Raw genomic sequence first — 22,664 nt, 5'->3', positions numbered from 1 at the left:
CTCCATGCGCAACGGCTTCAGCCCGGCAGAGATTTCATCCCTGCAGAACGCGCCTGTGCTCGCCGAGCACGCCGACGAAGCTGCATTTCTCTGGCGGGCGCGCGAGCGCGCAGCCTTGGGCCCGCACTACCGCTTCGTCCAGTTGGCTCAACTCGACGAGCGCCTGCTGGGACACCTGCAGGGTTTGCACGTCGCTGGTGCGACCGGACAGAAACTGGCGCTGCACGCGCTGGGCGACCTCGATGCCGGCACGCTGTTCGTCGCAACGCATCTCGCTTTCGGCCGCCAGGACCCCGACGCCATGGCACACACCCTGTCAATCGCCAGTAGCGATCCAGCGTGGGCGCAGCCGTTCGTTGCGGCGCTGTCGTGGCTCGAGCCGGCGGCGCTCGAGCCACTGCTGAATCGCATGGCGTTGTCGCCTGTGGCTGAGCATCGCGCCATCGCCCTGGCTGCGCGGGTGGCTCAACGCGCGGTCGTGCGGCCGCAACTCGTCGCGGCGCTCGACGATCCGCACGCGGGCCTGCGCGCTCACGCGTTGCGAGCGGTCGGCGAATTGGGCTTGATCGAGTTCCATGCCCGGATCGAGACTTCGGCAGCGGACCCAGACGCTTCCTGTCGTTTCTGGACCGCATGGTCACGTGCACTGGGCGGCGACGAGGATGCGGCCGAGCGCGCCTTCGAGGCCGGCATCGAGGCGCATGTGCCCGGTCCGGCCCTGGAAGTCTCGATGCGTGCCGGCCGTGCCGGGTGGGCTCGCGAATTGATCCGCCGCCTTGCGAGCGACAGCGGGACTCAGCGGCAGGCTATCGTCGCTGCAGGCGCTCATGGGGACCCGGCCACCGTGCCCTGGCTGCTTCAGCTCTGCGACGAAGACGCCTTGGCGCGCGCCGCGGCGCAGGCGCTGGCGATGATCACCGGCGTCGACCTGGAGGACCCGCTGTTGCGGCGCGACGCCCCCACGTCGGAAGAGGAACACGTGGACGATGCCGATGCCTGGTGGGCCAGTGCCGATGCGTTGCGCCGCTGGTGGCAGGTCGAATCCGGGCGGTTCCGTGCGGGTGTCCGGCACCTCGGGGGGCGTCCCGTCGGCGAAGAGGCCGCCGTGCAACTGCTTCGCGACGGAACCCAGCTGCAGCGCCGCAGTGCGGCGCTCGAAGCCGCCCGGCTGCGTCGGGGCACCGCCGTGTTCCCCGTGACCGCGCGTGCCGACTGGCAACACCGGCGGCTCGCCGCATGAAGTTCACCAATGTGACAGCGTTCCCTGCCACCTGGACCATGGGCTTCCAGCGCGATGGCCGGGAGTTGCTGGTGGCGATCGTGAAGGCCACGTTCCGGATGCCGAGCGGGCAGGGTGAGGCGGCGACGGTTCATGACGAGCAGCAATCGCTCGTGCGTGCCGACGAGTTCGTCGACGAGCCCGGCCTCAGTGCGCCGCTGCGCGAGACCGACTTTGCCCACATGAAGCCCGCCTGCGACGTGTTGCTGCTCGGCCATGCCCGCGCGCCTGGCGGCGGCATGGCCAGGCGCCTGGTGGCCGGCCTGCGCGTGGGGACGATGAGCAAGCAATTCACCGTCGTCGGCGACCGGCAATGGCGCAAGAGCCTGCTGGGCATCGTCAGCGCGAGCGAAGCCGTGCCCTTCGCGGCGATGTCCGTGGGCTACGAGCGGGCCTTCGGTGGCATCGACAACACGACCCTGGCGCGCACCGGGCGGGCCGACACTTTCATCGCCAACCCGGCGGGCCGCGGCTATTGGCGGCACACCGACCACATCGATGGCCAACCCCTGCCCAACACCGAGGAGACCGCCCGCCCGGTGTCGCAGCATGACGGCGACTACCGGCCGATGGCACTCACGCCGGTCGGCCGCCACTGGGCGCCGCGCCACCGCTACGCCGGCACCTATGACGATCGCTGGCTCGACGAGCAGGCACCGTTCTGGCCCGATGACTTCGACGAACGCTACTTTCAGGCCGCACCCGCAGACCAGGTCATTGCACATCCGCAGGGTGGCGAGGAGGTCGTGCTGCAGCACCTCACTGCGGACGGCCTGCGCGCATTCCAACTGCCGCGGCTGGCCATGCCGGTCACCTTCGTTCCGCATCGCGGCCGCGACGTCACGCGCGACGCGGTGCTCGACACCATCGTGCTCGAACCCGACCAGGAGCGCTTCACGCTGACCTGGCGTGCAAGCATCGCCCTCGGCAAAAGCGTGTTCGACGTGAAGGAAACCATCACCGGCGAGATGACGCAAGCCTGGCATCGCGCACGGCGCTTCCCCGACAAGACCTACCACCGCAGCCTGGCGGATGCCGTGGCCGCCAAGCGTGCGAGGGCGCGCCGATGAACCTGCAACTGTCGCTGCAGGCGTCCGGGCTGGTCACCGCGCTCGGGTACAACGCGCCGTCGACGCTGGCGGCCTTGCGGGCGGGGATCAGCGGTGTGCGCACGCAGGCGTGGGCCGACCTCGAAGGCGGAGAGCCCTACCGGTGTGCGCGCGTCGATCTGCCGCAACGCTGGGGCGGCGTGGCACTGCTGGCCGACCTGCTGAGTCCGGCCATCCACGAGTGCCTGCAAGGGGGCGGCGCCGGCGGGCTGACCGAGATTCCCCTTCTGGTCGGGGTGTCGCACCCCTCGCGACCCGGGCGCGCGGCGCAGATCGAGACGCAGCTGCTGGCGGCGGCGGCCGAACGCCTCGAGGCCCGCCTGCACCCCGATTCGCGAACCTTCGCTGCCGGCCAGACCGGCTGCGCGCAGGCCCTCGCGCACGCACGCGAGCTGATCGCGGGCGGGCGCGCGAGCCACGTGCTGGTGGCCGGGGTCGACAGCTACATCGATCGTGAAACGCTGCGGGCCTACGATCAACAGCGCCGCTTGTTGTGCACCGGCAACTCGAACGGCTTCCTGCCGGGCGAGGCCGGGGCGGCGGTACTGGTGTCCTCGCATGCCGCCGGTGCCGCAGAGCCGTATGTCGCGAGCGGCGGCCAGGCCGTGGAGGCGGCCACCATCGAGAGCACCTCGCCGCTGCGCGGCCACGGCCTGGCGCAGGCGGTGCGCCAGGCCATGTCCAGTGCCGGCGCGACGATGGGCGACATGGCGTTCCGCCTGAGCGACCTGTCCGGCGAGCACTACAAGTTCAAGGAAGCGCTGCTCGTCGCGATGCGCCTGGACCGCGGCGAGCGGGCCCAGCCGCTCCCGATGTGGCACCCGATCGAGCATCTGGGCGAAGTCGGCGCGGCCATCCTGCCGTGCCTGCTTGCCTGGGCGGCCCATGCGATGCGCGAGGGCTATGCCCCCGGAGGGCGTGCGCTGTGCCACGTCGGCAGCGACGCAGGCGAACGAGCCGCACTGGTCGTGCGAGCGGCGTGATGCAGGAAACCGGAACACGGCAAAGAGACAGGAGTGAGCCAGCATGAGTGCGAATGTTTTCGCCAACGGGCGAGAGATTTCCGCGGAGAAGGACGACACGCATGTCTCGGGTGCCATGCCCGATGTCTGCCTGTCGCCGCCCGGCCCCCCGGCGGGTCCGATCCCAATCCCCTATCCCAACTTCGCGCAAGCCAGCGACACCTCGCAGGGTTCACGCTCGGTCAAGATCAAGGGCGGACAGGTCGGATTGAAAAGCACCTCCAACTATGCAAAGTGCAGCGGCGACGAGGCGGCGACGCGCTCCTTCGGCATGAGCGTGACCGACCACTGCCTGCAGGGCAAGACGATCTCCCAGGCCTGGTCGTTCGACGTCAAGATCGAGGGCAAGAACGCCGCGCGCCTGCTCGATCTGTCCACCAGCAACAATCGATGAGGGAGCCCGGGCGATGAGCATGTCCATGATCCTTTACGGTGGCTCCCCGGCCTTGGGTGAGCCGGTCCCCACCTGCAGCCAGCTCCAGAAGCGCAATCTCGACGAGCGGGCCCATTTCATCGCAACCAGCCCCCCGCGCGTCAGCAAGCCCAAGGCGGACGGCAGCATGCCGAAGAAGACACCGTGGGAGATGGCCAGCGGCTCCGGCATGACGTATTCGTCGGCTCACAGCACGGTGCCGGGTGCATCAGGCACCAGCACCTATACCAGCAACAAGCTATCGGACACCTACCTGCACCAGACCGGACTGGGGGGGACCAGCGAGCAGCGCAATGGCCTCAACCAGGAGATCCGCGAGAGCAAGAAACCGGAGCATGCTGCGGCCAAGCAGAAGGCCGGTGCGCTGTGCGACGAGTACGTCCACCCGGGTGGCGGCAAGGGGGCGCATGCGGAGTGCAAGATCTTCAACGAGCTCACCAACGCGGTCACCAAAGGCACCCTGCGCGGCGGCAAGGTGCTGCTGAGCATCGACTGGCGCTCGCAGGGCAAGGACGGCATCGAGTATTCGGGGATGCCGTGTTCGGACTGCTACAAGATGCTGTGCCACGCGGCCAACGAGTGCGGCATTGACATCCACATCTGCGACTACAAGAACGAGCCGGTGGTGATGCGCAAGACCGACTGCGACAAGGCAGGCGGCCACCGTCGCTTGGCCAAATTAGTTGATGGCAGGCCGACCGGTGGAAGAATGGATGTGCCTCCGGGCGTGCCACCTCGAAGAATCTTCATCGCGTGAATGCCATGAACATCCCAGACCACCTGCTGCAAACCGGTATCGATCAGCTTCCGCTCGACTACAAGTGGGACGTGAGCATCGGCAACAAATTTCAGGGCGCTCGCTCCGAGAGCAAGCCCAAGCTCGCCGAGGCCATCCGCGCCATCAGCACAAGGGCGTCGTATGGGCTGGTGATCGCCGCGACCGAGTGGGTGGTCGCGCGCTTGTCACGGCATATCGACGTTTCGGATTCGCTGCAACGCATCGAGGCCTCCTGGGCCGCGATGATCGATGCACGCTATGCGAATCTGCCCGAGCCCGATGAACCCGATGTCGATGAGCGCTTCGTGCTGACGGGGCCGCTGTGGACCTCGGCGACGATGATGGGCGACTGCTTCGAGTACGGCATCGTGCCGGATGACAACACCATCTTCTTTGACACCAGCATTGGCGTCTGCATGCTGGCAGAGCACGTCTGCGGCCGTTCGCCGGCGTTCAAGGCATGGCTGCCCGACACCTTGAGACGGCTGCAGCAGCAGCACCCGGATGTCGCGTTGCCGGTCTCGGCCCAGCAGCCAGCAGGCGTCGACTTCTTCCGCCCGGCTGGCCCCGGCTCGTTCATTGCAACGCTGTCGCCGCAACGCAACCCCTACCTCAGGTCGGCGGCCGAACTGCAGGCCGATGGTATGGCCAATCCCTATCCGGGCGGCTCTTGAACCGTCCCGATTGGATCGCGCTGGACGAATCCTCCCGGCACAGCCTGCGCTTCGTCTGGGACGATGCGCGTGTCGATGCCGACTTTCGTGCCGACAACACGGCGCTGCTCGATGCGGCAGCGCTGTTGTCGATCCGCGCACGCATGGCCTTGGCCGTCGGCCTCTATGAATGGCTGGTGTGGCGCTTCGATGGCCTGCACGACCGAGCCGAGCCGAAGCAGGTGCTGCAGGCGGCGTGGTGTGGCACGGTGGATCCGCGCTACCTGAAGTACTTCGAACTGGTGCGCCAGGACTGGACCGGGCCGATTGACGGTGCGCTGTGGTGCGGTATGACCCATCTCAGCCATGGCGTGAACAACGGCCATGCTTATGAGGGCGATCTTTACGCCGCGCTGGGTTTCCTCTACCGGCTGACGGTGCACGTGCTTCCGCTGCGCAACTCGCTCGATCGCTGGCTTGAGCCGGTGCTGGCCCGGCTGGCGCAGCAGCATCCGGTGCAGCCGATTGATCCACTGGCTGACTTGTTCGATCGACACATCGCGGAGCAACTCGGTCCTCTCGTGGGGCGCCGCGCACTTGACCCGTCACTGCCTTTCGACGTCGCGCACGATCGGCAGTTTCTGGCCGGCTGCCTTGCCGATGCGGCCGCAGACGGCAACCCCTTTCTTTCGTCCCCGCAGGACTTGATCGATTTCGACCTCGACGTCGCAGGAGAGCACTACCCTCTTCCTTGAACTGGGCTTGAGCCACCTCGAAGGTCAGTTTCAGCGCCGAAGTCCACGAGACTGCCCTTTCTCGAACATCGCTGGACCAGTTCCTGCGTTGTGCGCGGCCGGAAAGATCGCACCGGGTGCGCTCTTCGGTCTTCACAGCTCGCTGGCACGGTGGTTGCCGTCGAGTTGTTCCTACGTCGCGCGGGGCTGGAGCGCAGCAATAGGTTCAACTGCTGGCGCGTGAGCCCTTGGCGCGGAACCGCAAATTGCGCCGCATGCAGCTCTGCCCACTACCAAGCCCTGGCGCGTCAGCAACGCTGAGGACCGCTGCCGTTGCGAAGCAGCCTCGCCCACCCGCCAGTGGCTGGCCGAAGCAACACGGCAAGTCTGCCTGTCCTCGCTGGCTCTCAGCTCTTGCCCGCAAAGACGGAGTGAAGCAAAAGCTGGCCGCGAATAAATCGCGCCAACACTGGCCAAACGGCCAAACCAGCAGCGAAATCACAGGGGGGGCACTCACCGGTCGAATCCGGCGGAGTGGTGCGCCCGGCTGGGATCGAACCAGCAACCCCTGCCTTCGGAGCCAAAGGGTCTTGGTATTTCTGGTGTTCCACGAAGTTCCCTCACCGTTGATTTCAAAGGGCTTTCGGGTAGGCTTGAGGTTGATGCAGTACTACCAACTTCCCTCGGTGCTACCTTCGGCGGTAGCACTGGGGTAGCCCTGAAGACCCACCAATGCCCTCTCCCCGCCTCGTTTTCGATCGGAAGACCCTCTCAGCCATCGTAGCGCCGCAGAAGCGAACGACGTACCTCGACGAGGAGACGCGGGGCTTGATCCTTGACGTCACCGTGAATGGTGTGAAGACATTCCGCGTGTACCGCAAGGTCGCCGGCCGGCCAGAGCGAATCACCCTCGGTCGCTTCAACCCGTCGTTGCCCGACAGTCGAGAGTTTCCTCGCGACACCGATCTCCTCAAGGCGATGCTGGCACAACCCGAGCTGAACGTCCGGATGGCGCGCCGCCTGGCCGAGGCTGTCAACCTGCAGCTGGACAGCGGACGCAATCCGGCGGAGACGAAGCGCCAGGCGCGCGGCGAACTCACGTTGGGCCAGATGCTGGATCGCTACATCAAGGACCACGCCGAACCCCACAAGATCCGGACGTTGTCGATGATCCGCGAGAACTTCCAGCGATATCTGGGAGCACTGCCCGACGAGCCCCGCAAGAAGCACGGGAAGGAGCGGACGAAGCCGCCCTTCGCCGTCAACTGGGAGCATCGCCGCCTCTCCTCGATCCGAACAGAGGAGATCCGCAAGCTCCAGCTCGCCGCGGTGAAAGAGCGGACATACGCCACAGCGAACCGCATCGTTGAACTGCTGCGTCGCCTGTACAGCAAGGCGATCCTCTGGGGCGAGTTCAAGGGGCCGTCGCCAGTCGATGGGATCAGCCTGTTTTCCGAGGTAAAGCGGGATCGCTTTGTGCAGGCGGGAGAGATGCCTGCATTCTGGAAGGCGCTCGATGAGGAGACGAACGAACCCTTCCGCGACTACGTGATGCTCGCTTTGCTGACGGGTGCGCGCGCCGGCAATCTGATGTCGATGCGATGGGCGGACATTGATCTGCAAGCTTCCGAGTGGCGGATACCTGATCCGGACTCCAAGAACGGCGAATCGATGCGCGTAGTGCTGGTGCCCGAGGCCATCGACATTTTGGAGCGCCGCCGCCTCGACAGCATCTCGTCCTGGGTCTTCCCTGCCGACTCGGCAAGTGGCCACATCACTCCGCCGAAAAAGCCCTGGGCAGCGCTGCTCAAGCGCGCAGGGATCGCCAACCTCCGATTCCACGATCTGCGCCGCTCGCTGGGAAGCTGGCAGGCCCGCACCGGAGCGAGCCTCATCATCATCGGCAAGAGCCTTGGCCACAAGAGCCACGAGGCGACTCAGATCTACGCGCGGCTCGATACCGATCCAATCCGGGAGAGTGTCACTCGCGCCACATCGGCGATGCTCGCCGCGCGGCGGGGCGAACCGGCGGCCGTGGACCCGATCACGAAGCCGAAGCGCCGTGTCGCGTGAAGAAGTCTCGCATCGGGTTGATGACTGCAATCCCATGCATTACAATGATATGCATCACATAGCAGGTTGATCGATGATCCGATCGTTCAGGCACAAGGGCCTTGAGCGGCTTTTCACCAAGGGTGATCACCGCGGCGTCCCGGCACAGAGTGTGGCGCGGATTGAGCGGATGCTCGACAGGCTCGATGCAAGCATCCACCCCAGCGACATGGATCTGCCGGGGTATCGTTTCCACCCGCTCAAAGGTGCACGAGCCGGTGAGTTCGCTGTGACAGTGACCGGCAATTGGCGGATCACATTCGGCTTCGACGGCAAGGATGCGGTCGACGTGAACCTTGAGGACTACCACTGAGGAATGACCATGAAGTCCCTTCGCAACCCGAACCGGCGGCCGACGCACCCTGGCGCGATCCTGCGTGAGGATGTGCTGCCTGGCCTCGAGATCACGCAAGGCAAGTTGTCCGAACTGCTGGGGGTCAGCAGGCTCACCGTCTCGCAGCTGCTGAACGAGCATCGAGCGCTGTCGCCTGACATGGCGATGCGACTCGAAAAGCTGCTCGGCACGAGCGCCGAGAGCTGGTTGCACATGCAGGAAGCGGTCGACCTTTGGGAGGCTCGGCAGCAGCCGGATCGATTTGCGGGCATCAAGCGCCTGCCGGCTTCCGCCGCGGCTTGACGAATCCGGCGCCTCAGCGGACCTGAGGTAAAGCGGGGAGCACCGGCGCGGCAACGCCGGCGACCCCTCACCACAACGCACACACCGAGAAAGGACTGTGCACCATGGCTACCGAGACTGTATCGCGACTCGCTGACGCGGGCGCCCCCGAGCTGGTCATCCAGCTGAGATCGCTCATCGACGAACTGGAGCGTCGACTCAATCCGTCAGTGACCACTGGCGCCTCAATGGCACTGACGGCGACGGATCAAAACAGCCAGAGCCCGCGCGGCCGAGGCCGCTACTACACGCCGGCGACAACCATTCGCGAGACGGAAGGCGTCACGAAGAACATCAGCAGCGTCTGGCAGGACAGCTACGTTGGAACGCTCGACGCGCTGGTCGCCTCTGGAATTGCAACAGCCGACATGTTCCCCGGGCAACCCGGAAACGGCAGGTCGCGCACTACCTACCAGGTTGCAGGCGTCCTGCCTCCGAAGGGCGAGAGCGTCAGCAACGTCGCCGGGTACATCGAAATTCATCGGACTGTTGCTGGTGACTTCCGCGTTCACCTGACCGTCACCCGCGAAGAGCGGGCCCGACGCGAGCAGCTGCAGCGCGAAGAGCGTGAAACCAACGAGGAACGCAGGCGCCAGGCGACAGCCATCGTCCAGAACGCACAGGAGCTGGCTCGCTCGATGCGACAGCGCGACGACATCGAACAGGCGCCCGTCGTCGACCTCGCTACCTTGGCCGGGAGGCCGGTGCGCCCCACGCACCTCCGCCTCGTATGACCTCGCCCGCGCCCCTGGTGCCGATGATCTCCGCGCTCGAGGTCGGGCGCCTCCTCGGCATCAGCGCGCGGGCCGTGTACGACTTGCACGCGACGGGGCGGCTGCCGGCGTACCGGATCGGCCGCGCAGTACGGTTCGAGGTGGCCGACGTCGAGGCCTTCAAAGCGGCATGCCGCGTGACCGTCCAGCCGTTCGACGCTGGCCGAGCACCTGGTCGGCCGCGCACAGCAATGACCGCCGGCATGGATGCGACTGCAGAGCTGCGCAAGCTCTTCCAGGACGCAAAGGCACCGAAGAGGAAGCCGCGGCTGGCAAGACCGCGCGGTGGCGGGCGGTAACAGGCTGGCGCCAAACCCAAGGGACCGGCAATGACAAACCCAGACCACCGTTCTTCTGCGCCGCAGGGCCGCCTCGTGAGCAACACGTCGACCAAGCCGTTCCTCGCCATCACCGGCCTCTGGAAGACCAGCGCGCAAACGGAGGGTGGTAGCTCCTTCTATCCAGATGGCCTGCTGTGGCGGTTCGATCCGGGGCGCGAAGTCTCTCGGCTCGCATCTCGAGCGCTGGTCGTTTGCGGCGAGAGGCGGTCATGGGTCGAGGTGCGGCAGATCGCGCAGTTCGCCATGGAAGAGCTTGACGCCATTGCGGAGGGGCACGCCGAGCAGTGGCGCCGAGAGTTCAGCCGCCCAATGACTGCAACGAGGATCATCCAGGAGCACGGCGCGGCCGAGGTTCTCGCCTGGGGCCGTCTGTGGAGTCTGCAAAGTGCCGAGGCGAACAACCGGTCCAAGGCCAGTGCCGTTGCATTGAGCGACGACCAGATTGTGGCGGCCTTCGCGTTGCTGATGGTCGATCATGCCGCCCACGAGCTGCACGGCGCGCATCCAACGACTGCGGCAGAGTTTCTCAGCATCGCCGGTTCGGCATTGGCCTTCGCGACCATGGACCGCGCAAGCCACGAAGCGGAGAAGCAGCGATTCGACCAAGCCTCGGCGAGAGGCCGCACCGGCGCCACAGCCAGGTGGACAACTGCAACTGACCATCGCGCCGAAGCGCTTCGGATGGCAAAGGAAGGCAAGTTCAGGACCCGGATCGAAGCTGCTCGCCGCATCGCACAGGACCTCGTCAAGGCAAAGCATGGCGAGACGGAAGAGTTCTACACGCCGGAGACGATCGACGCCTGGTTGAAAGACGCGAACTGGAAGCCAGCAGCAAAGGCCGAGAAAGGTGAGGGGCACAACCCGAAGAGCAAGCGCCAGGATCCCAGCTGATGGTCGCCTTCACCGATCAGTTCGAGCGACGTGATCCGCTCACCTTCAATGCCTATGGCAGCGTCATGAATCTCTGGCCTCGGCAACTCGCCTGGGAGGCGCGGCGCTTGGTCGCCACCAGGTCGGTCATCGACCTCACGGAGATTGGGCGCGCAATTGATCGCGTCGTCTGGAGAGCCGCCGAAGCGACCATTGATCGCGGACCCCGTTCGATCGCTGAGTCGCGCCAGCATCCGCCGAAGACCAGCGGCCTTCTGACGCCGCGCGAACACTCGGCCCGAGCGATCGGGGAAGTGCGCCACGTTGACGGCGATCTCAACCTGTACCGAGAGGCCGGCGGCATTGGCGAACTACTCCGGGACCCCGCATTAGCGCGGCTAATTCCCACGGACTGGGAGGCGTACGCAACGATTGCGCTGTGGAAGCTGGTGGATCTGTACGAGCACCTGGCAGCGGCGATGGAGCGAGATGAAGAGGGGCGTGTGGTGAGCTCGCTGTATCGGCAGGACGACCCTGATCACCTGCGACGCTCTCGTTCGGGGCTGCGATACGCATCAGAGGAGGCGATCGAGGCGGCCTGCGCCTGCACGCTCGCGTCCGAAGCAAGACTTCGTCACGACATCGCGGCAGTCCTGACGGCAGCCACTGATCAGCAAGCTTCGTCCTGTGGCCAGACATGACACTCGGCTTCGTGCTCATCACGCGTGATGACGCCGCCTACCGGGCCCGCCTGATCGCGTCCTACCAGTCTGCGCGCAGTTCGCTGGAGCTCCTGGCTCTCGAATTCTTCCAACTCTTCGACCGCACCAAGCCGCAATGATGGATTGGCTCTCCGGAGTCAGGCCAAGCCACAATCCGCGGGAGCGATCGGCACACTCGGTGTGTCTCGTCGCCTGCTGGTGGAGATCAGCGGTGCTGATATGGCTGCGAAAACCCATTGGCGGTCGACCGATCCGCGCACCGCGTAGTCCGGCGCACCTGCTGTGCCAGGTCGGCCGGACCTCGGCGGCGCAGACGAGGCGCTCAATCGACCGTAGGCTGCATGAAAGGCAAGGGATGAGCAACGATCGTGAAAATCCAGATTTCGACAGAGAGGAACTCGCCCAGGCGCTCTCTCGCATGGAGTCCCGGCTGCGCGGAATCGATGAGAGCACAAGCGCGGCACGCGGAGACCTCGAGGCGCTTCACGAACTCGCCGAGACGATGAAGGAACTCGCGGTGGACTTCCGGGGGTACTACGTCGGCGGCCAGGTGGCGGCCAGCGGCGAGCTCGCCAGGCACCTGCGCCACATCAAGCTGCTGTTGCTGGTGATCGCTGTTGCGACCGTCGCCAGGCTCATTCTGTAGGCCTCGCCGAGCTGCGGCAGTGTCCAAAGGCGGCACTCATGGCAGCGCGGCCTTCCGCTGAAGAAGGCCCGAGCCTATACTGGCTCCGTTGCCGGACAGTGTTCGACGACAGCTGAGTTTCGAGCGCCCAGCGGCTCATGACCCCGAAAGGGAGCGCATGACACTCGCTGACCTGGCCGCCGACGCTGCCCCCCGCACCAGATCCATCCGCATCGCGCCCATCGCCGACGAGGCCCTGATCGGCGCGACGTTGCGCCACCCGCGCATCTTCCCCCACATCCGCGACGACGGCTGCCCGACGGCCGCGTCGCTGCAGATCGTGCTGTCCGAGGCACTCCGCTACCTGGGCGTCTACGACGGCGACAAGTACCTCGGCCTCTTCCTCGCGCACCCGCACAACCTCGTGCTGTTCGAGGTGCACACCTGCCTCCTGCCGGCAGCGTGGGGTCCCGCCGCTGTCGACGCGGCGAAGGCATGCGCCTCGTGGCTCTACGAGCACACGCCGTGCCGCCGAATCGTGACGTGCGTCCCCGAAGGCAACGTGCTCGCGCTGCGGCTCGCGCGCCAGGCCGGCATGACCGAGTACGGCCGCAATCCGCGCAGCCTGCTGCGTGACGGGCTGCTGCTCGACCAGATCCTCCTCGGCATGAACAAGGACGCGTGATGCCAGCTGCAGCAGTGGCCGGAGCGGCCGTCATCGGGGGGATTTACTCCGCACACAAGCAGGCCAACGCCGCAGAGGATGCGGCGAATACGCAGGCCGCCGCGAGCGATCGTGGCATTGCAGAACAACGGCGACAGTTCGACGCGGTGCGCGAGCTGTTGCAGCCCTACGTCAGCACCGGTACGACCGCCCTCGCGCAGCAGGGCGATCTGGCCGGCCTGGGCGGCATCGGCGCGCAGCAGGCCGCCATCAACGCGCTGCAATCCTCGCCAATGTTCACCGCGCTGCAGCAGCAGGGTGAGAGCCGCATCCTCGCCAACGCGTCGGCCACCGGCGGCCTGCGCGGCGGGAATGTGCAAGGTGCCCTGGCGCAGTTCAGCCCGGCCCTGCTCAACCAGGTCATCACCGACCAGTACGCGCGCCTGGGGGGGCTGTCCTCGATGGGCCAGAACGCCGCAGCCGGCGTCGGCAACGCCGGCATGCAGACCGGCTCCGGGATCTCGAACCTGCTGCAGCAGCAAGGTGCGGCGCTCGCCGGCGGCGCGCTCGCCGGCGGCCGCGCGCAGGCCGGCTATGCGAATGCCGTCGGCAGTGGGCTCGGTCTCTACGGTGCGATGGGTGGGTTTTCGAGCGGCCGGCCCTTCACGGGCGACACCGCACTCTCCAACGCAGACCTCGCGGCCAAGTACGGGTTTTGAACACCATGACTTCCCCAATCGACTACACCATCGACGTCCAGACGCCGTTCCTGGCCGCGCTGCAGGGCTACCAGGGCGGCGCGGCGATCCGCAACGACCAGCAGCAGCAGACGATGCTGGCGCAGCAGCAGGCTGCCGCGCAGCAGCAGCAACAACTGCTCTCGCGCCTGGCGAGCAATCCGAACGCAACCGCGAACGACTATGCGGCCGTGATGACGCAGATCCCGTCGGCGTCCGAGCACCTCGCGCGCGCCTGGTCGACGAAGAACACCGCGCAGCAGCAGTCCCAGGCGTCCGATCTTCTGCAGTGGGGGGCAGCCATCAAGTCCGGTCGGCCGGACATCGCGGCGGAGATGCTGAACAAGCGCGCCGACGCAATGGAGGCCCGCGGTGGATCTACCCCCGAGTCGCAGGTGCTCCGCGTGCATGCGCAGACCATCGAGGCCCACCCAGAGTTCGCTCTCGGGCTGATCCAGGCATTGCTGTCGGCCAACCCGAACGGCAAGGATGCGGCGAACACCCTGGCGTCCTTCGGCACCGAGCAGCGCGCACAGGATGCCGCGCCTGTCGAGCTCGCGACGAAGAAGGCAGAGGCGACCATCAAGGGCGTCGAGGCTGCGAATGCTCCGGAGAAGACCGCACTCGAAAACACGAACGTGCGCAGCCAGATTCAGGACCGCGCCGGCCGCCTGGCGCTCGACAAGGACAAGCTGCAGAGCGATGTCGAGCTCGAGCTCTACAAGCTCAAGCAGAAGCAGGGTGAGTTGCCCGAGTACGTTGCGAAGGGTGTTGAATCGGCCGTCACCGACGCAATCGCGGCGCAGCAATCGGGCGCGCGGATGATGCAGCTCGCCGACCAGATCACCAATGCCGCGAGTGAGATGGGGACAGGCTGGAAAGGATCTCTGGACGAGTTCGTCAAGCGGGCCACCGGCACGCAGAACGAATTGACCCGCATCCGTTCGGAGTTCAGTCGCATCGTCACGCCGGCGGCGATGGCCGCCTACAAGAAGGTCGCCTCGGGCCCGACTTCCGACAAGGATATCGACACCGCGATGATCGGCGTGCCGAAGGACACCGACCCGCCGGAGCGCATGGCCTCGTTCCTGCGTGGGGTGGCGAAGCTGCAGGCGTACGACGTGGCGCTGAACAACGCGAAGAGCGAGTGGCTCGGCGCGGTGCGCAGCCTCGGGAAGTCGAAGGCCGACGTGGAGATCGACGGCGTGAAGGTGCCGGCCGGCACGACCTTCAAGGACTTCACCGACCAGTACGTCGAGCGCAAGGTCACGCAGCAGGCGGCCGCCGACGCCGCGAAGGTGGTGCAGGGCCGCAGCTACATGCGCTTCGCCCAGCCGCCGCAGCAGGCCAACAACGCGCCAGAACCGGCTGCACAGTAATGGCCGCCGAAGCACCGAACAGCTACAAGGACCCGTTCTGGTCCGATCTCGCTGGCCGCGTGGAGGCGAAGCTCGAGCTGCCGAAGGGGCTGCTGACGGCGGTCGTCACGCGCGGCGACGCGCGGCTGCTGCCGACCGAGAAGAAGCTGCTGGCCACGCTCAACGGCGAGGACGGCCCGGTCACCTACGCGCTGCTCGACCAGACCCGCAAGCAGATCGGCCAGGCGATGCGCAAGGCATCCGGCCCGTTCGCCGATTCGGAGTCCGGGCTGCTGAAGCGGCTGTACTCGACCCTGTCGACGGATCAGATGGCTGTGGCCGAGGCGCAGGGCGCCGGTGACCTCTTCAAGGCCGCGAACGCCGCCGTCTCGGTGCGCAAGGGCATCGAAGACGACATGGTCGGCCTGTTCGGCAAGACGCTCGATTCGAGCTTCGTCGGAGACCTCTCCGGCGCCGTGCGCGCACTGCCGCAGGGTGATGCCTCGAAGCTCGTGAAGCTGCTGTCGGCGCTGCCGCCCGACATGCGCCCGCAGGTCGTCGCGTCTGGCCTGGCGTCGGCATTCCGCACCGCCGGCACGCGTGGCCCGATCAACTTCAACACCTACGCGAAGTGGTACGAGGGGATCCTGCGCAACCGCCAGGCGCATGCCGCGTTGATGTCGAACCTGCCCGGCCCGGCGCGCAAGCAGCTGAGCGACCTGTACCGCGTCTCGAGGGCCATCAGCGCCTCGACGCGCGAGCGCATCACGACCGGCCGCATCCAGGCCGTGCAGGAGCAGTTCAAGGACGCAGACACCCTGGCCGGGAAGATCTACGAGGGCGCGAAGCGGCATGCAGCCAGCGCGGCCGCCGGTACCGTCGCCGGCGCTGTCGGCGGCCCGGGGCTCGGCGCGGCGGTGGCCAGCGCGCTCGCCAAGGGCGCGAAGCCGAACGCCATGAAGGCCGCCGACGCGCTGCTGTCGTCGCCCGAGTTCATCCAGGCCACGAAGGCCGGTGGCAATCCGGCGATGAAGGCCCGGCTGCTCGCGAACTCGAAGCCCTTCATCCGCTACGTGCGCGCGCTCGGCAGCCCGCGCGAGATGAGCAACGGGGAGCGCTGGGTCCTCGCGACTTTGCAGGCCCGCAACAACACCAGTGAGAACCCCTGATGCTTGCGACCACCGCCCCCTTCCCGCATCGCATCGACGCCGTCGACGAGCACCTGCCAGCACTGCTCGGGGCTGTCGGCGCCGCCTGGGAAGTGGCAGCCCATGCCGACAACCGCGATCGTGTCGGCGCGGATCAACGCCTCGCTCTGGCCGCGCATCTGCTGCGCCATCGACGCAAGCTTGACGGCGGAGAGCTGGTTCAGCGGCAGGGCGGGCTTGTCGCTTATCGTCAGCGCCTCTTGCGCAGCAGGCGCGCCGCGTCTCCGCCTGAGAGTTCGGCGACGGCAGCCAGTACCGGCGCCGCCGCTGCGAGTGCGGCGGGCGCCGCGGCCATCGGCTCCTGCTCGCCCGCCAGGAACGCGACCAGCACCTCCACCGTCGGGTAGTTCCACGTGAGCGTCGCCGACAGCGGCTTGCCGTGCAGCGGCTCCAGCCGGTTGCGCAACTCCAGCGCCATCAGGGAGGTCAGCCCCATCGTGCCGAGCGGCTTGCGGGCATCGATCTTCGACCGCGTCAGCTTCAGCACGCGGCCGACGATGTCGCGCACCGCGCGGTCGAGCGCGCGGCGGCGCTCGGCCGGGTCGGCGCTGTCGGCCGCCGGCGCCGCGGCGGGCGCCTGGTCGGCGGCCTCGGCCAGGCACCCGCGCAGCAGCGGCAGTTCGCGCGCGCTGACGCTGCGCCGCATAGCGCGCCAGTCGAACGGCACCATCAGCAGGTGCGCCGCGTCCTCGCGCAGCGCCTCGCCGAGCAGCGCGAGTGCCAGCGCCGGTGCGGAGCCGATGCCCTGGCGCTGCAGCTCGTCGAGCTGGCGCCGGCCGGCGTCGGCGCGCATCACGCCGGTCCGCGCCCACACGCCCCAGCCGATGCTCTGGGCGTGCCGGCCCTGCGCGCGGCGCTGTGCAGCCAGCGCATCGAGGAAGGCGTTGGTCGCGGCATAGCTCGCCTGGCCGGCCTGCGGCATCACGGCCGCCATCGACGAGAAGAAGACCAGGCGATCGAGCTCGGGCAGCGCGCGGTGCAGGTTCCACGCGCCCTGCAGCTTCGGCGCCAGCACCGCGGCGGGCGACGCGGCACCCAGCTCGTGCAGCAGCGTGTCGTCGGTGATGCCGGCCGCGTGGATCACGCTGCGGATCGGCGGGCGGCCCGCAGCGTGGTGGCGCGCCAGGAAGGCGGCCAGCGCGGCCTCGTCGGCAACGTCGACCGCCGCGTATGCGACGTGGGCGCCCTGCGCCTCCAGTGCGCGCACCGCCTGCACCACCGGTGTCAGTGCCGTGGCCCATTGGTCACGCGGCAGCGGCGTGCGTCCCTGCACGACCAGGTGGCGCACGCCCTGCGCGACCAGCCAGCCGGCGACGTGGCGGCCGACATCGCCGAGCCCGCCGGTCAGCAGGCAGCTCGCATCGGCGCGCCATAGCGGCGCGAGCATCGGCTGCGGCGCGATACGACGCAGCACCGGGCGCGTCCAGCGGCCACCACGTAGCGCGCACGAACCGGCATCGGCCAGCACCGCATCGATCACCGCGGCCAGCGCGCCGTCGAGTTCGACCAGGCCGCCGAAGCGGTCACCGTGCTCGGCGGCCAGCGTCGCGGCCAGGCCCGTCAGCGGCGATTGCACCAGCGAGCCGGCCGTCACGAGCCACAGCCGCACGTCGAGGCCGGCCCGCAGGCGGATCACGGCCTGCGCGTCCTGCACGATGGCGTGCAGCGTGGGCACGTCGCCGACCGCCTGCAGGTCAAGCTGCCGCAGGTCGACGACATCGAGGCGGGCCGACGGCGCGAGGCCGGTCAGCGCCGCATCGGCCGGCCGGTGCACCGTCTCGCCGCGCTGCTGCAGCAGCTGCCCGAGGCCGCCGCGATCGCCGATCACGGCCCATTCGCGGGCCTGCGGCTTCGGTGTCGGCACCAGCTCGGCAGCGTGTAGAACGCATCGGCGGCGTCGGCACGCGCCCCCGCACCCAGGCGTTCGAGCACCAGACCGTCGAGTTGCGTCGGCAACCACAGCGCGCCGGGCGGGGCCAGCGTCACCATCAACTGGAAGCAGGCGTCGAGCGCGGCCGGCGCAATGCCGAAGCGCTCGTCGGCTGTCGGCGCGAGCTGGGCCAGCGCTTCGGCGGGCGCGAACCAGGCCTGCGCGATGCCGTGCAGCGCGGCTCCGAACTTCGCGCCGGTCGCGTCGAGCCGCGCGTAGAGATCCGCGCTGCGGACCGCGGGCTGCGTGCGCAGCCGCGCCGGCGCGGCGGTGTCGTGCGAGGGTGGCGCGAGCGCGGCGATCCGGGCCTGCGCATGCAGCGTCCAGGCGCCGTCGGCGCCGGCCACCGCCTGCAGCTGCAGCGCGCTCGCGCATCGGGCTGCAGGTGCAGCGCGCGCTCGAAGCGCAGGCCCTGCACGCCGGCCGGTGCGATGTCGGCCGCGGCGAGCCAGTGGCGCTCGCGCTGCCAAGGGTAGGTCGGTAGCGTCAGCGTGCGGCCGCGCGGCAGCACGCGCGTCCAGTCGAGCGCGACGCCGGCGCAGTGCAGCGCACCGAGCGCGGCGCGCAGCGCCGGCAGCTCGAGTACGTCGCGGCGCGCGCAGGCGCTATGGGAGCAACAGATCCTTCAGACGAAGCACAGAGTCACCTGCACAGCGCATCGTCGACTCGAGGTCTGTCGTGCATCGAAATTGATCGCTCGGGTAGCGCAGAGGTAGCACCCACGAAGAGCGGTTGGCGCGTACTCGCTGGCCAAGCCTCGTGTGAATGGTGCGCCCGGCTGGGATCGAACCAGCAACCCCTGCCTTCGGAGGGCAGTACTCTATCCATTGAGCTACGGGCGCGAAGTGCGCGATTCTACAGTGGTCGCCGACTGCCTCGGGTGAGCCCTGTGGCGCACCAGAAGGCGACCTCTATAATCCCGCGGTTTTGCCAGCACCGGCAGCCAACGGATACGCCTCGAGGAACTCCATGAGCGATGCCCACAGCACCCCCGAACACGACGCCCCGCACGAGGGCCCGATCAAGACGCCCAAGCAGTTGATCCTCGCGGTGTTCTTCGCGTTCGTGATCCCGATCCTTGCCATCATCCTGCTCGTCAGCTTCGTCGAGGCCGACCACCAGCCCGGCGCCGGCAGCGACGGCCTGAAGGCCGAGGCGGTGGCCAAGCGCATCCAGCCGATCGCCAGCTACGAGGTCAAGGACCTGTCCGACCCGGCCTCGCTGAAGAGCGGCGAACAGGTCTTTGCCGCCCAGTGCACCGCCTGCCACACCGCCGGCGTCGCCGGTGCCCCGAAGTTCGGCGACACCGCCGCCTGGGGCCCGCGCATCCCGCAGGGCTACGAGGTCCTGCTGACGCACGCACTGAAGGGCAAGGGCGCGATGGGCCCGCAAGGCGGCGGCGATTTCAGCGACGTCGAGATCGGCCGCGCGGTCGTCTACATGGCCAACAAGGGCGGCGCCAAGTTCGCCGAACCCGCGGCCGCACCGGCCTCCGGCGCCGCATCCGCCGCCACGGCCGAAGCCGCGCCGGCAGCCTCTGCGGCAGCACCCGCCGCGTCGTCCGCCGCCTCCGCCGCGAAGTAACCCGGGCGCCCGGCCCACGCATCGAAGCCGGCCTCGCGCCGGCTTCGTCATTTCAGGGCCTGCGGGCTCAGGCAGACACCGAAGCGCTGCAGCAGCGCCGCCTGGTCGATCGCCTGCGGCACCCACCAGCCACGCTCGACGGCATCGGCAGCCGCTTCCATGTCGAGCGTGTGCACGATGCCCAGCCCGAGGTCGGTGCCGAGGTACAGGCGCCCCGCTTCATCGAGCCAGGCCGTGTCCATGCGCGCCGCGCGGCCGGTGTGCGATTCGAGCAGCGGCGCCGCGTCGGCCCGCGCTGCCAGCCGCCACACCCACGGCGCCGCCTCCAGTTCGACGAACACCTGCTGCGGTCCGTTCTGGAAGAACCAGCGGCCTTGCGCATCGCCCTCGTAGTTGCGGCCGATGAACTCGCGCAGCTTGTCGTGGCGGATCACGCTGCCCTTGACCTGCGGGAACGCGCCGGCCGCCTGCACGCGGTCATCGCGCATGTACCACTCGCCGCGGGCATCGAGCGCGAGCCAGCCGACGCAGGCCGGCACGTTGGGCCACTTCTTCAATGCAGCCTTGACCATCTCGTCCATCGCGGCTCCTTTCGGCTGGATCAGTCAGCCGCAGCGGTGGCCACGTGCGGCGCCAGCCAGCCCATCACCTGCTCCGGCAGCGTCATCACATGCCCCGGCCACGCGCCGGCCGGAAACCCGACATGCCCGCCATGGTGCGGCTGCCACAGCGTGACGAACGGGCCGACCTCGGCCTGCCGGGGCAAGCTGTGTGCCGGCACGAACGGGTCGTTGCGCGCATTCAGCACCAGCGCCGGCACGCGGATGCGGTGCAGGTGCGGCTTCGCCGACCCGCGCTGCCAGTAGTCGTCGGTGTCGCGAAAGCCGTGCAGCGGCGCGGTGAACACGTTGTCGAACGCATACAGGTCACGGGCCGCGCGCAGGCGCTCGCGGTCGAACAGGCCCGGGTGCTGCTCCCATTTGCGCAGCGCCTTCGGGATCATCGTGCGCAGGAACATGCGGGTGTAGACATGCCGGTTGAAGCCGCGCCCGATCGCCTGCCCGCCGGCCGCCAGGTCGATCGGCGACGAGATCGCGCAGACCCCGCGCACCACGGCCGACGCCGTCTCGCCGGCCTCCTCGGCCCAGCGCAGCAGCGCGTTGCCGCCCAGCGACACGCCGACCGCGACGATCGGCCCGGCGTGCCGGGCCCGCAGCACCTGCAGCACCCAGCCGATCTCCTCGAAATCGCCGGAGTGGTAGGCGCGCGGCGCCAGGTTGATCTCGCCGGAGCAGCCGCGGAAATGCGGCACCGCGTAGCGCCACCCGCGCTCGCGCGCCCAGTGCGCAAAGGCCTGTGCGTAGTGGCTTGCCGACGAGCCTTCGAGCCCGTGGAACAGCACCAGCAACGGCGCATTGGCCGCCGCATCAGCCACGTCCGCGCCGACCTGGAAATCGACATCGATGAAATCGCCGTCCGGCGTGTTCCAGCGTTCGCGGCGGTACACCGGAGCCGGCCCGTGGTAGCGCTTCGAGTACAACGCCGGCCAGATCGTCTGCAGGTTGCCGCCGACGGCACCGCGGCCGCCGAGCCAGCGCGGGGATGAAAAATCCATCGGCGTCACCTCAGTGCAGCATCGCCGGCGTCTCGCCGACCTCCTGCACCTCGCCGATCGACCCCGGGCTCGCATGGTGCGCGACCATGCGCCAGCCGAGTGCCGTCTTCACGTAGACGTTGGTCGCGACGACCCAGGCCGCCTGCGGGCCTTCGTTGGTCATCACCTGCACCCGTTCGAGCACGCTGTGCACCGCGATCGACTCGCTCTCGAGCCGGCGCACTTTCTCGGGGTGCGCATCGATGCTGCCGTTCGAGAACATCGATTCGAAGGCCGCGCGGATCGCGGCCGGCCCGACCACCCGCGGCCCGCCCGGATGCACGCAGGTGATGTCGTCGTCGTCGGACCAGGCCGCCATCAGCTTCTCGATGTCGCCGCGCTGCAGCGCCTCGTAGAACTGCTGTTCGGTGTCGTCGGCCGAAGACAGCAGCGTGGCGGCGGGCGGTTTGGGGCGGGCCATGTCGACAGGGTTCCTCAGCGGAAGACGACGGTCTTCTGACCGTTCAGCAGCACACGGTGCTCGACGTGCCAGCGCACCGCGCGCGCGAGCACCATGCACTCGACGTCGCGGCCGACCGCGGTGAAGTCCTGCGCGCTCAGCGAATGGTCGACGCGGGCCACGTCCTGCTCGATGATCGGCCCTTCGTCGAGGTCGGCGGTCACGTAGTGCGCGGTCGCGCCGATCAGCTTGACGCCGCGGTCGTGCGCCTGGAAGTACGGCTTCGCGCCCTTGAAGCTCGGCAGGAAGCTGTGGTGGATGTTGATCGCCCGGCCCTTCATGAAGCCGCAGAAGTCGGCGCTCAGGATCTGCATGTAGCGCGCGAGCACCGTCAGGTCGACGCGCTCGCGCTCGATCAGCGCTTCGACCTGCTGCTCCTGAGCGCGCTTGGCCTCGGCGCTGCTGCCGGCCGGCAGCGGCAGGTGGTGGAACGGGATCGCGTAGCGCTCGGCGAGGCCGGCAAAGTCGGGGTGGTTCGACACGATGGCCGCGATGTCGACGCTCAGTTGCTGCGAATGCCAGCGGTACAGCAGGTCGTTCAGGCAGTGGCCGTGCTGGCTGACCATCAGCAGCAGGCGCGGGCGCCGCGACAGGTCGTGGAAGGTCGCATCCATGCCGTACTGCTCGCGCACGCTGGTGAACAGCTTGTCGAGCGTCGCGCCGTCGGCCAGGTGGGCCGGTGCCTCGAAGTGCACGCGCATGAAGAACAGGCCGGTCGCCGACGCCTCGCCGATGTCGCCGAACTGCTGGGAATCGAGGATGTTGCAGCCGGCCTGGTACAGCAGGCCCGAAACGGTGTAGACGATGCCCTTGGTGTCACGGCACGACAGGGTGAGGACGAATTCACGGGCAGGCTGCATGGGCACAGATTGTACGGACGGGGTGGACCGGCGCGCAGTGCCGCCGGGGCGCCGCATAGAATCGCCGCCACGTGAACCTCGT

The 22,664-nt window shown here is 68.0% G+C and carries 28 protein-coding genes and 1 tRNA gene; 21 read left to right on the top strand and 8 right to left on the bottom strand.

What is annotated here, in order from left to right:
* Window positions 1-4 precede the first annotated feature (4 nt).
* The 20 genes from ASC98_RS01625 to ASC98_RS01535 all read left to right on the top strand — a co-directional run bounded on the left by ASC98_RS01625 (window position 5) and on the right by ASC98_RS01535 (window position 16,055).
* A complete protein-coding gene (locus ASC98_RS01625) occupies window positions 5-1,240 on the top strand; it encodes a TIGR02270 family protein (RefSeq protein WP_056803524.1) in 1,236 nt (411 codons plus the stop codon).
* Window positions 1,237-2,349, top strand: coding sequence for a DUF2169 domain-containing protein (locus tag ASC98_RS01620; protein ID WP_082541800.1), 1,113 nt, complete (start codon window positions 1,237-1,239; stop codon window positions 2,347-2,349). Before ASC98_RS01625 ends, ASC98_RS01620 begins: the two co-directional genes overlap by 4 nt.
* A complete protein-coding gene (locus ASC98_RS01615) occupies window positions 2,346-3,371 on the top strand; it encodes a beta-ketoacyl synthase N-terminal-like domain-containing protein (RefSeq protein ID WP_056803518.1) in 1,026 nt (341 codons plus the stop codon). The genes ASC98_RS01620 and ASC98_RS01615 overlap by 4 nt, the downstream gene beginning before the upstream one ends.
* 43 nt (window positions 3,372-3,414) lie before the next feature.
* Window positions 3,415-3,804, top strand: coding sequence for a PAAR-like domain-containing protein (locus ASC98_RS29155; protein ID WP_082541799.1), 390 nt, complete (start codon window positions 3,415-3,417; stop codon window positions 3,802-3,804).
* Between the two features lie 13 nt (window positions 3,805-3,817).
* Window positions 3,818-4,600, top strand: a complete 783-nt coding sequence (locus tag ASC98_RS01605; RefSeq protein WP_157597845.1) for a hypothetical protein — start codon at window positions 3,818-3,820, stop codon at window positions 4,598-4,600.
* On the top strand, window positions 4,597-5,295 hold the full coding sequence (locus ASC98_RS01600) for a hypothetical protein (protein WP_157604785.1): 699 nt from the start codon (window positions 4,597-4,599) through the stop codon (window positions 5,293-5,295). The genes ASC98_RS01605 and ASC98_RS01600 overlap by 4 nt, the downstream gene beginning before the upstream one ends.
* Window positions 5,292-6,029: a hypothetical protein gene (locus ASC98_RS01595; RefSeq protein ID WP_056803506.1), complete on the top strand. Its 738-nt coding sequence runs from the start codon at window positions 5,292-5,294 to the stop codon at window positions 6,027-6,029. The genes ASC98_RS01600 and ASC98_RS01595 overlap by 4 nt, the downstream gene beginning before the upstream one ends.
* A gap of 711 nt (window positions 6,030-6,740) precedes the next feature.
* Entirely contained in the window at window positions 6,741-8,081 is a 1,341-nt protein-coding gene (locus ASC98_RS01590) for a site-specific integrase (protein WP_056803503.1), read from the top strand.
* A 73-nt stretch (window positions 8,082-8,154) separates the two neighbouring features.
* Entirely contained in the window at window positions 8,155-8,433 is a 279-nt protein-coding gene (locus tag ASC98_RS01585) for a type II toxin-antitoxin system RelE/ParE family toxin (RefSeq protein ID WP_056803499.1), read from the top strand.
* A gap of 9 nt (window positions 8,434-8,442) precedes the next feature.
* Window positions 8,443-8,757 carry a HigA family addiction module antitoxin gene (locus ASC98_RS01580; RefSeq protein WP_200952990.1) on the top strand — a complete coding sequence of 105 codons (315 nt, stop codon included), beginning with the start codon at window positions 8,443-8,445 and terminating at the stop codon, window positions 8,755-8,757.
* Between the two features lie 104 nt (window positions 8,758-8,861).
* Complete coding sequence (locus ASC98_RS01575) at window positions 8,862-9,530, top strand: hypothetical protein (protein WP_056803494.1); 669 nt, start codon at window positions 8,862-8,864, stop codon at window positions 9,528-9,530.
* Window positions 9,527-9,868 carry a helix-turn-helix domain-containing protein gene (locus ASC98_RS01570; RefSeq protein ID WP_056803492.1) on the top strand — a complete coding sequence of 114 codons (342 nt, stop codon included), beginning with the start codon at window positions 9,527-9,529 and terminating at the stop codon, window positions 9,866-9,868. The genes ASC98_RS01575 and ASC98_RS01570 overlap by 4 nt, the downstream gene beginning before the upstream one ends.
* Before the next feature lie 30 nt (window positions 9,869-9,898).
* Window positions 9,899-10,801: a hypothetical protein gene (locus tag ASC98_RS01565; protein ID WP_157597844.1), complete on the top strand. Its 903-nt coding sequence runs from the start codon at window positions 9,899-9,901 to the stop codon at window positions 10,799-10,801.
* Window positions 10,801-11,481 (top strand): hypothetical protein, encoded by a 681-nt coding sequence (locus ASC98_RS01560; protein WP_056819545.1) that lies wholly within the window; start codon window positions 10,801-10,803, stop codon window positions 11,479-11,481. Before ASC98_RS01565 ends, ASC98_RS01560 begins: the two co-directional genes overlap by 1 nt.
* Window positions 11,478-11,621 carry a hypothetical protein gene (locus tag ASC98_RS29995; RefSeq protein WP_157597843.1) on the top strand — a complete coding sequence of 48 codons (144 nt, stop codon included), beginning with the start codon at window positions 11,478-11,480 and terminating at the stop codon, window positions 11,619-11,621. The genes ASC98_RS01560 and ASC98_RS29995 overlap by 4 nt, the downstream gene beginning before the upstream one ends.
* 236 nt (window positions 11,622-11,857) lie before the next feature.
* Window positions 11,858-12,148 (top strand): hypothetical protein, encoded by a 291-nt coding sequence (locus ASC98_RS01555; RefSeq protein WP_056803469.1) that lies wholly within the window; start codon window positions 11,858-11,860, stop codon window positions 12,146-12,148.
* Window positions 12,149-12,305: 157 nt separating this feature from the next.
* Window positions 12,306-12,812, top strand: a complete 507-nt coding sequence (locus ASC98_RS01550; protein ID WP_056803466.1) for a DUF2824 family protein — start codon at window positions 12,306-12,308, stop codon at window positions 12,810-12,812.
* Window positions 12,812-13,510, top strand: coding sequence for a hypothetical protein (locus tag ASC98_RS01545; protein ID WP_056803465.1), 699 nt, complete (start codon window positions 12,812-12,814; stop codon window positions 13,508-13,510). Before ASC98_RS01550 ends, ASC98_RS01545 begins: the two co-directional genes overlap by 1 nt.
* 5 nt (window positions 13,511-13,515) lie before the next feature.
* Window positions 13,516-14,907 (top strand): hypothetical protein, encoded by a 1,392-nt coding sequence (locus ASC98_RS01540; protein WP_056803462.1) that lies wholly within the window; start codon window positions 13,516-13,518, stop codon window positions 14,905-14,907.
* Entirely contained in the window at window positions 14,907-16,055 is a 1,149-nt protein-coding gene (locus ASC98_RS01535) for a hypothetical protein (RefSeq protein ID WP_056803459.1), read from the top strand. The genes ASC98_RS01540 and ASC98_RS01535 overlap by 1 nt, the downstream gene beginning before the upstream one ends.
* Here the strand turns inward: ASC98_RS01535 and ASC98_RS32225 are convergent.
* From ASC98_RS32225 to ASC98_RS01520, 4 genes are all read right to left on the bottom strand, one after another.
* Complete coding sequence (locus ASC98_RS32225; protein WP_369820438.1) at window positions 15,956-16,213, bottom strand: beta-ketoacyl synthase N-terminal-like domain-containing protein; 258 nt, start codon at window positions 16,211-16,213, stop codon at window positions 15,956-15,958. The two genes, ASC98_RS01535 and ASC98_RS32225, sit on opposite strands and share 100 nt — an antisense overlap.
* Before the next feature lie 71 nt (window positions 16,214-16,284).
* Complete coding sequence (locus ASC98_RS01530) at window positions 16,285-17,958, bottom strand: beta-ketoacyl reductase (RefSeq protein WP_056803456.1); 1,674 nt, start codon at window positions 17,956-17,958, stop codon at window positions 16,285-16,287.
* A complete protein-coding gene (locus ASC98_RS01525) occupies window positions 17,919-18,371 on the bottom strand; it encodes a polyketide synthase dehydratase domain-containing protein (protein WP_056803452.1) in 453 nt (150 codons plus the stop codon). Before ASC98_RS01525 ends, ASC98_RS01530 begins: the two co-directional genes overlap by 40 nt.
* Before the next feature lie 419 nt (window positions 18,372-18,790).
* Window positions 18,791-18,866, bottom strand: a tRNA-Arg gene (locus tag ASC98_RS01520).
* Between the two features lie 127 nt (window positions 18,867-18,993).
* Here ASC98_RS01520 and ASC98_RS01515 point away from each other — a divergent pair.
* A complete protein-coding gene (locus ASC98_RS01515) occupies window positions 18,994-19,608 on the top strand; it encodes a cytochrome c5 family protein (protein WP_082541797.1) in 615 nt (204 codons plus the stop codon).
* Between the two features lie 47 nt (window positions 19,609-19,655).
* Here ASC98_RS01515 and ASC98_RS01510 read toward each other — a convergent pair whose 3' ends face one another.
* Genes ASC98_RS01510 through purU form a run of 4 tightly spaced genes read right to left on the bottom strand, consistent with a single transcriptional unit; the run spans window position 19,656 to window position 22,582 of the window.
* Window positions 19,656-20,189, bottom strand: coding sequence for a DUF2946 family protein (locus tag ASC98_RS01510; RefSeq protein WP_056803447.1), 534 nt, complete (start codon window positions 20,187-20,189; stop codon window positions 19,656-19,658).
* A 20-nt stretch (window positions 20,190-20,209) separates the two neighbouring features.
* On the bottom strand, window positions 20,210-21,223 hold the full coding sequence (locus ASC98_RS01505; protein WP_056803444.1) for a YheT family hydrolase: 1,014 nt from the start codon (window positions 21,221-21,223) through the stop codon (window positions 20,210-20,212).
* A gap of 10 nt (window positions 21,224-21,233) precedes the next feature.
* Entirely contained in the window at window positions 21,234-21,683 is a 450-nt protein-coding gene (locus ASC98_RS01500; protein WP_056803437.1) for a nuclear transport factor 2 family protein, read from the bottom strand.
* 14 nt (window positions 21,684-21,697) lie between these two features.
* Window positions 21,698-22,582 carry a formyltetrahydrofolate deformylase gene (gene purU, locus ASC98_RS01495; protein ID WP_056803434.1) on the bottom strand — a complete coding sequence of 295 codons (885 nt, stop codon included), beginning with the start codon at window positions 22,580-22,582 and terminating at the stop codon, window positions 21,698-21,700.
* Window positions 22,583-22,664 lie beyond the last annotated feature (82 nt).

It is taken from the genome of Rhizobacter sp. Root1238, assembly GCF_001425825.1.
Lineage (GTDB): Bacteria > Pseudomonadota > Gammaproteobacteria > Burkholderiales > Burkholderiaceae_C > Rhizobacter.
This window is presented reverse-complemented; position numbering and strand designations above follow the sequence as displayed.

Bases quoted from the DNA above. Each gene is read 5' to 3' on its own strand.
- ASC98_RS01625 (WP_056803524.1), top strand. From the start codon at position 5: ATGCGCAACGGCTTCAGCCCGGCAGAGATTTCATCCCTGCAGAACGCG.
- ASC98_RS01620 (WP_082541800.1), top strand. From the start codon at position 1,237: ATGAAGTTCACCAATGTGACAGCGTTCCCTGCCACCTGGACCATGGGC.
- ASC98_RS01615 (WP_056803518.1), top strand. From the start codon at position 2,346: ATGAACCTGCAACTGTCGCTGCAGGCGTCCGGGCTGGTCACCGCGCTC.
- ASC98_RS29155 (WP_082541799.1), top strand. From the start codon at position 3,415: ATGAGTGCGAATGTTTTCGCCAACGGGCGAGAGATTTCCGCGGAGAAG.
- ASC98_RS01605 (WP_157597845.1), top strand. From the start codon at position 3,818: ATGAGCATGTCCATGATCCTTTACGGTGGCTCCCCGGCCTTGGGTGAG.
- ASC98_RS01590 (WP_056803503.1), top strand. From the start codon at position 6,741: ATGCCCTCTCCCCGCCTCGTTTTCGATCGGAAGACCCTCTCAGCCATC.
- ASC98_RS01585 (WP_056803499.1), top strand. From the start codon at position 8,155: ATGATCCGATCGTTCAGGCACAAGGGCCTTGAGCGGCTTTTCACCAAG.
- ASC98_RS01580 (WP_200952990.1), top strand. From the start codon at position 8,443: ATGAAGTCCCTTCGCAACCCGAACCGGCGGCCGACGCACCCTGGCGCG.
- ASC98_RS01575 (WP_056803494.1), top strand. From the start codon at position 8,862: ATGGCTACCGAGACTGTATCGCGACTCGCTGACGCGGGCGCCCCCGAG.
- ASC98_RS01570 (WP_056803492.1), top strand. From the start codon at position 9,527: ATGACCTCGCCCGCGCCCCTGGTGCCGATGATCTCCGCGCTCGAGGTC.
- ASC98_RS01565 (WP_157597844.1), top strand. From the start codon at position 9,899: ATGACAAACCCAGACCACCGTTCTTCTGCGCCGCAGGGCCGCCTCGTG.
- ASC98_RS01560 (WP_056819545.1), top strand. From the start codon at position 10,801: ATGGTCGCCTTCACCGATCAGTTCGAGCGACGTGATCCGCTCACCTTC.
- ASC98_RS29995 (WP_157597843.1), top strand. From the start codon at position 11,478: ATGACACTCGGCTTCGTGCTCATCACGCGTGATGACGCCGCCTACCGG.
- ASC98_RS01555 (WP_056803469.1), top strand. From the start codon at position 11,858: ATGAGCAACGATCGTGAAAATCCAGATTTCGACAGAGAGGAACTCGCC.
- ASC98_RS01550 (WP_056803466.1), top strand. From the start codon at position 12,306: ATGACACTCGCTGACCTGGCCGCCGACGCTGCCCCCCGCACCAGATCC.
- ASC98_RS01545 (WP_056803465.1), top strand. From the start codon at position 12,812: ATGCCAGCTGCAGCAGTGGCCGGAGCGGCCGTCATCGGGGGGATTTAC.
- ASC98_RS01540 (WP_056803462.1), top strand. From the start codon at position 13,516: ATGACTTCCCCAATCGACTACACCATCGACGTCCAGACGCCGTTCCTG.
- ASC98_RS01535 (WP_056803459.1), top strand. From the start codon at position 14,907: ATGGCCGCCGAAGCACCGAACAGCTACAAGGACCCGTTCTGGTCCGAT.
- ASC98_RS32225 (WP_369820438.1), bottom strand. From the start codon at position 16,213: ATGCGCGGCCAGAGCGAGGCGTTGATCCGCGCCGACACGATCGCGGTT.
- ASC98_RS01515 (WP_082541797.1), top strand. From the start codon at position 18,994: ATGAGCGATGCCCACAGCACCCCCGAACACGACGCCCCGCACGAGGGC.
- ASC98_RS01510 (WP_056803447.1), bottom strand. From the start codon at position 20,189: ATGGACGAGATGGTCAAGGCTGCATTGAAGAAGTGGCCCAACGTGCCG.
- ASC98_RS01505 (WP_056803444.1), bottom strand. From the start codon at position 21,223: ATGGATTTTTCATCCCCGCGCTGGCTCGGCGGCCGCGGTGCCGTCGGC.
- ASC98_RS01500 (WP_056803437.1), bottom strand. From the start codon at position 21,683: ATGGCCCGCCCCAAACCGCCCGCCGCCACGCTGCTGTCTTCGGCCGAC.
- purU (WP_056803434.1), bottom strand. From the start codon at position 22,582: ATGCAGCCTGCCCGTGAATTCGTCCTCACCCTGTCGTGCCGTGACACC.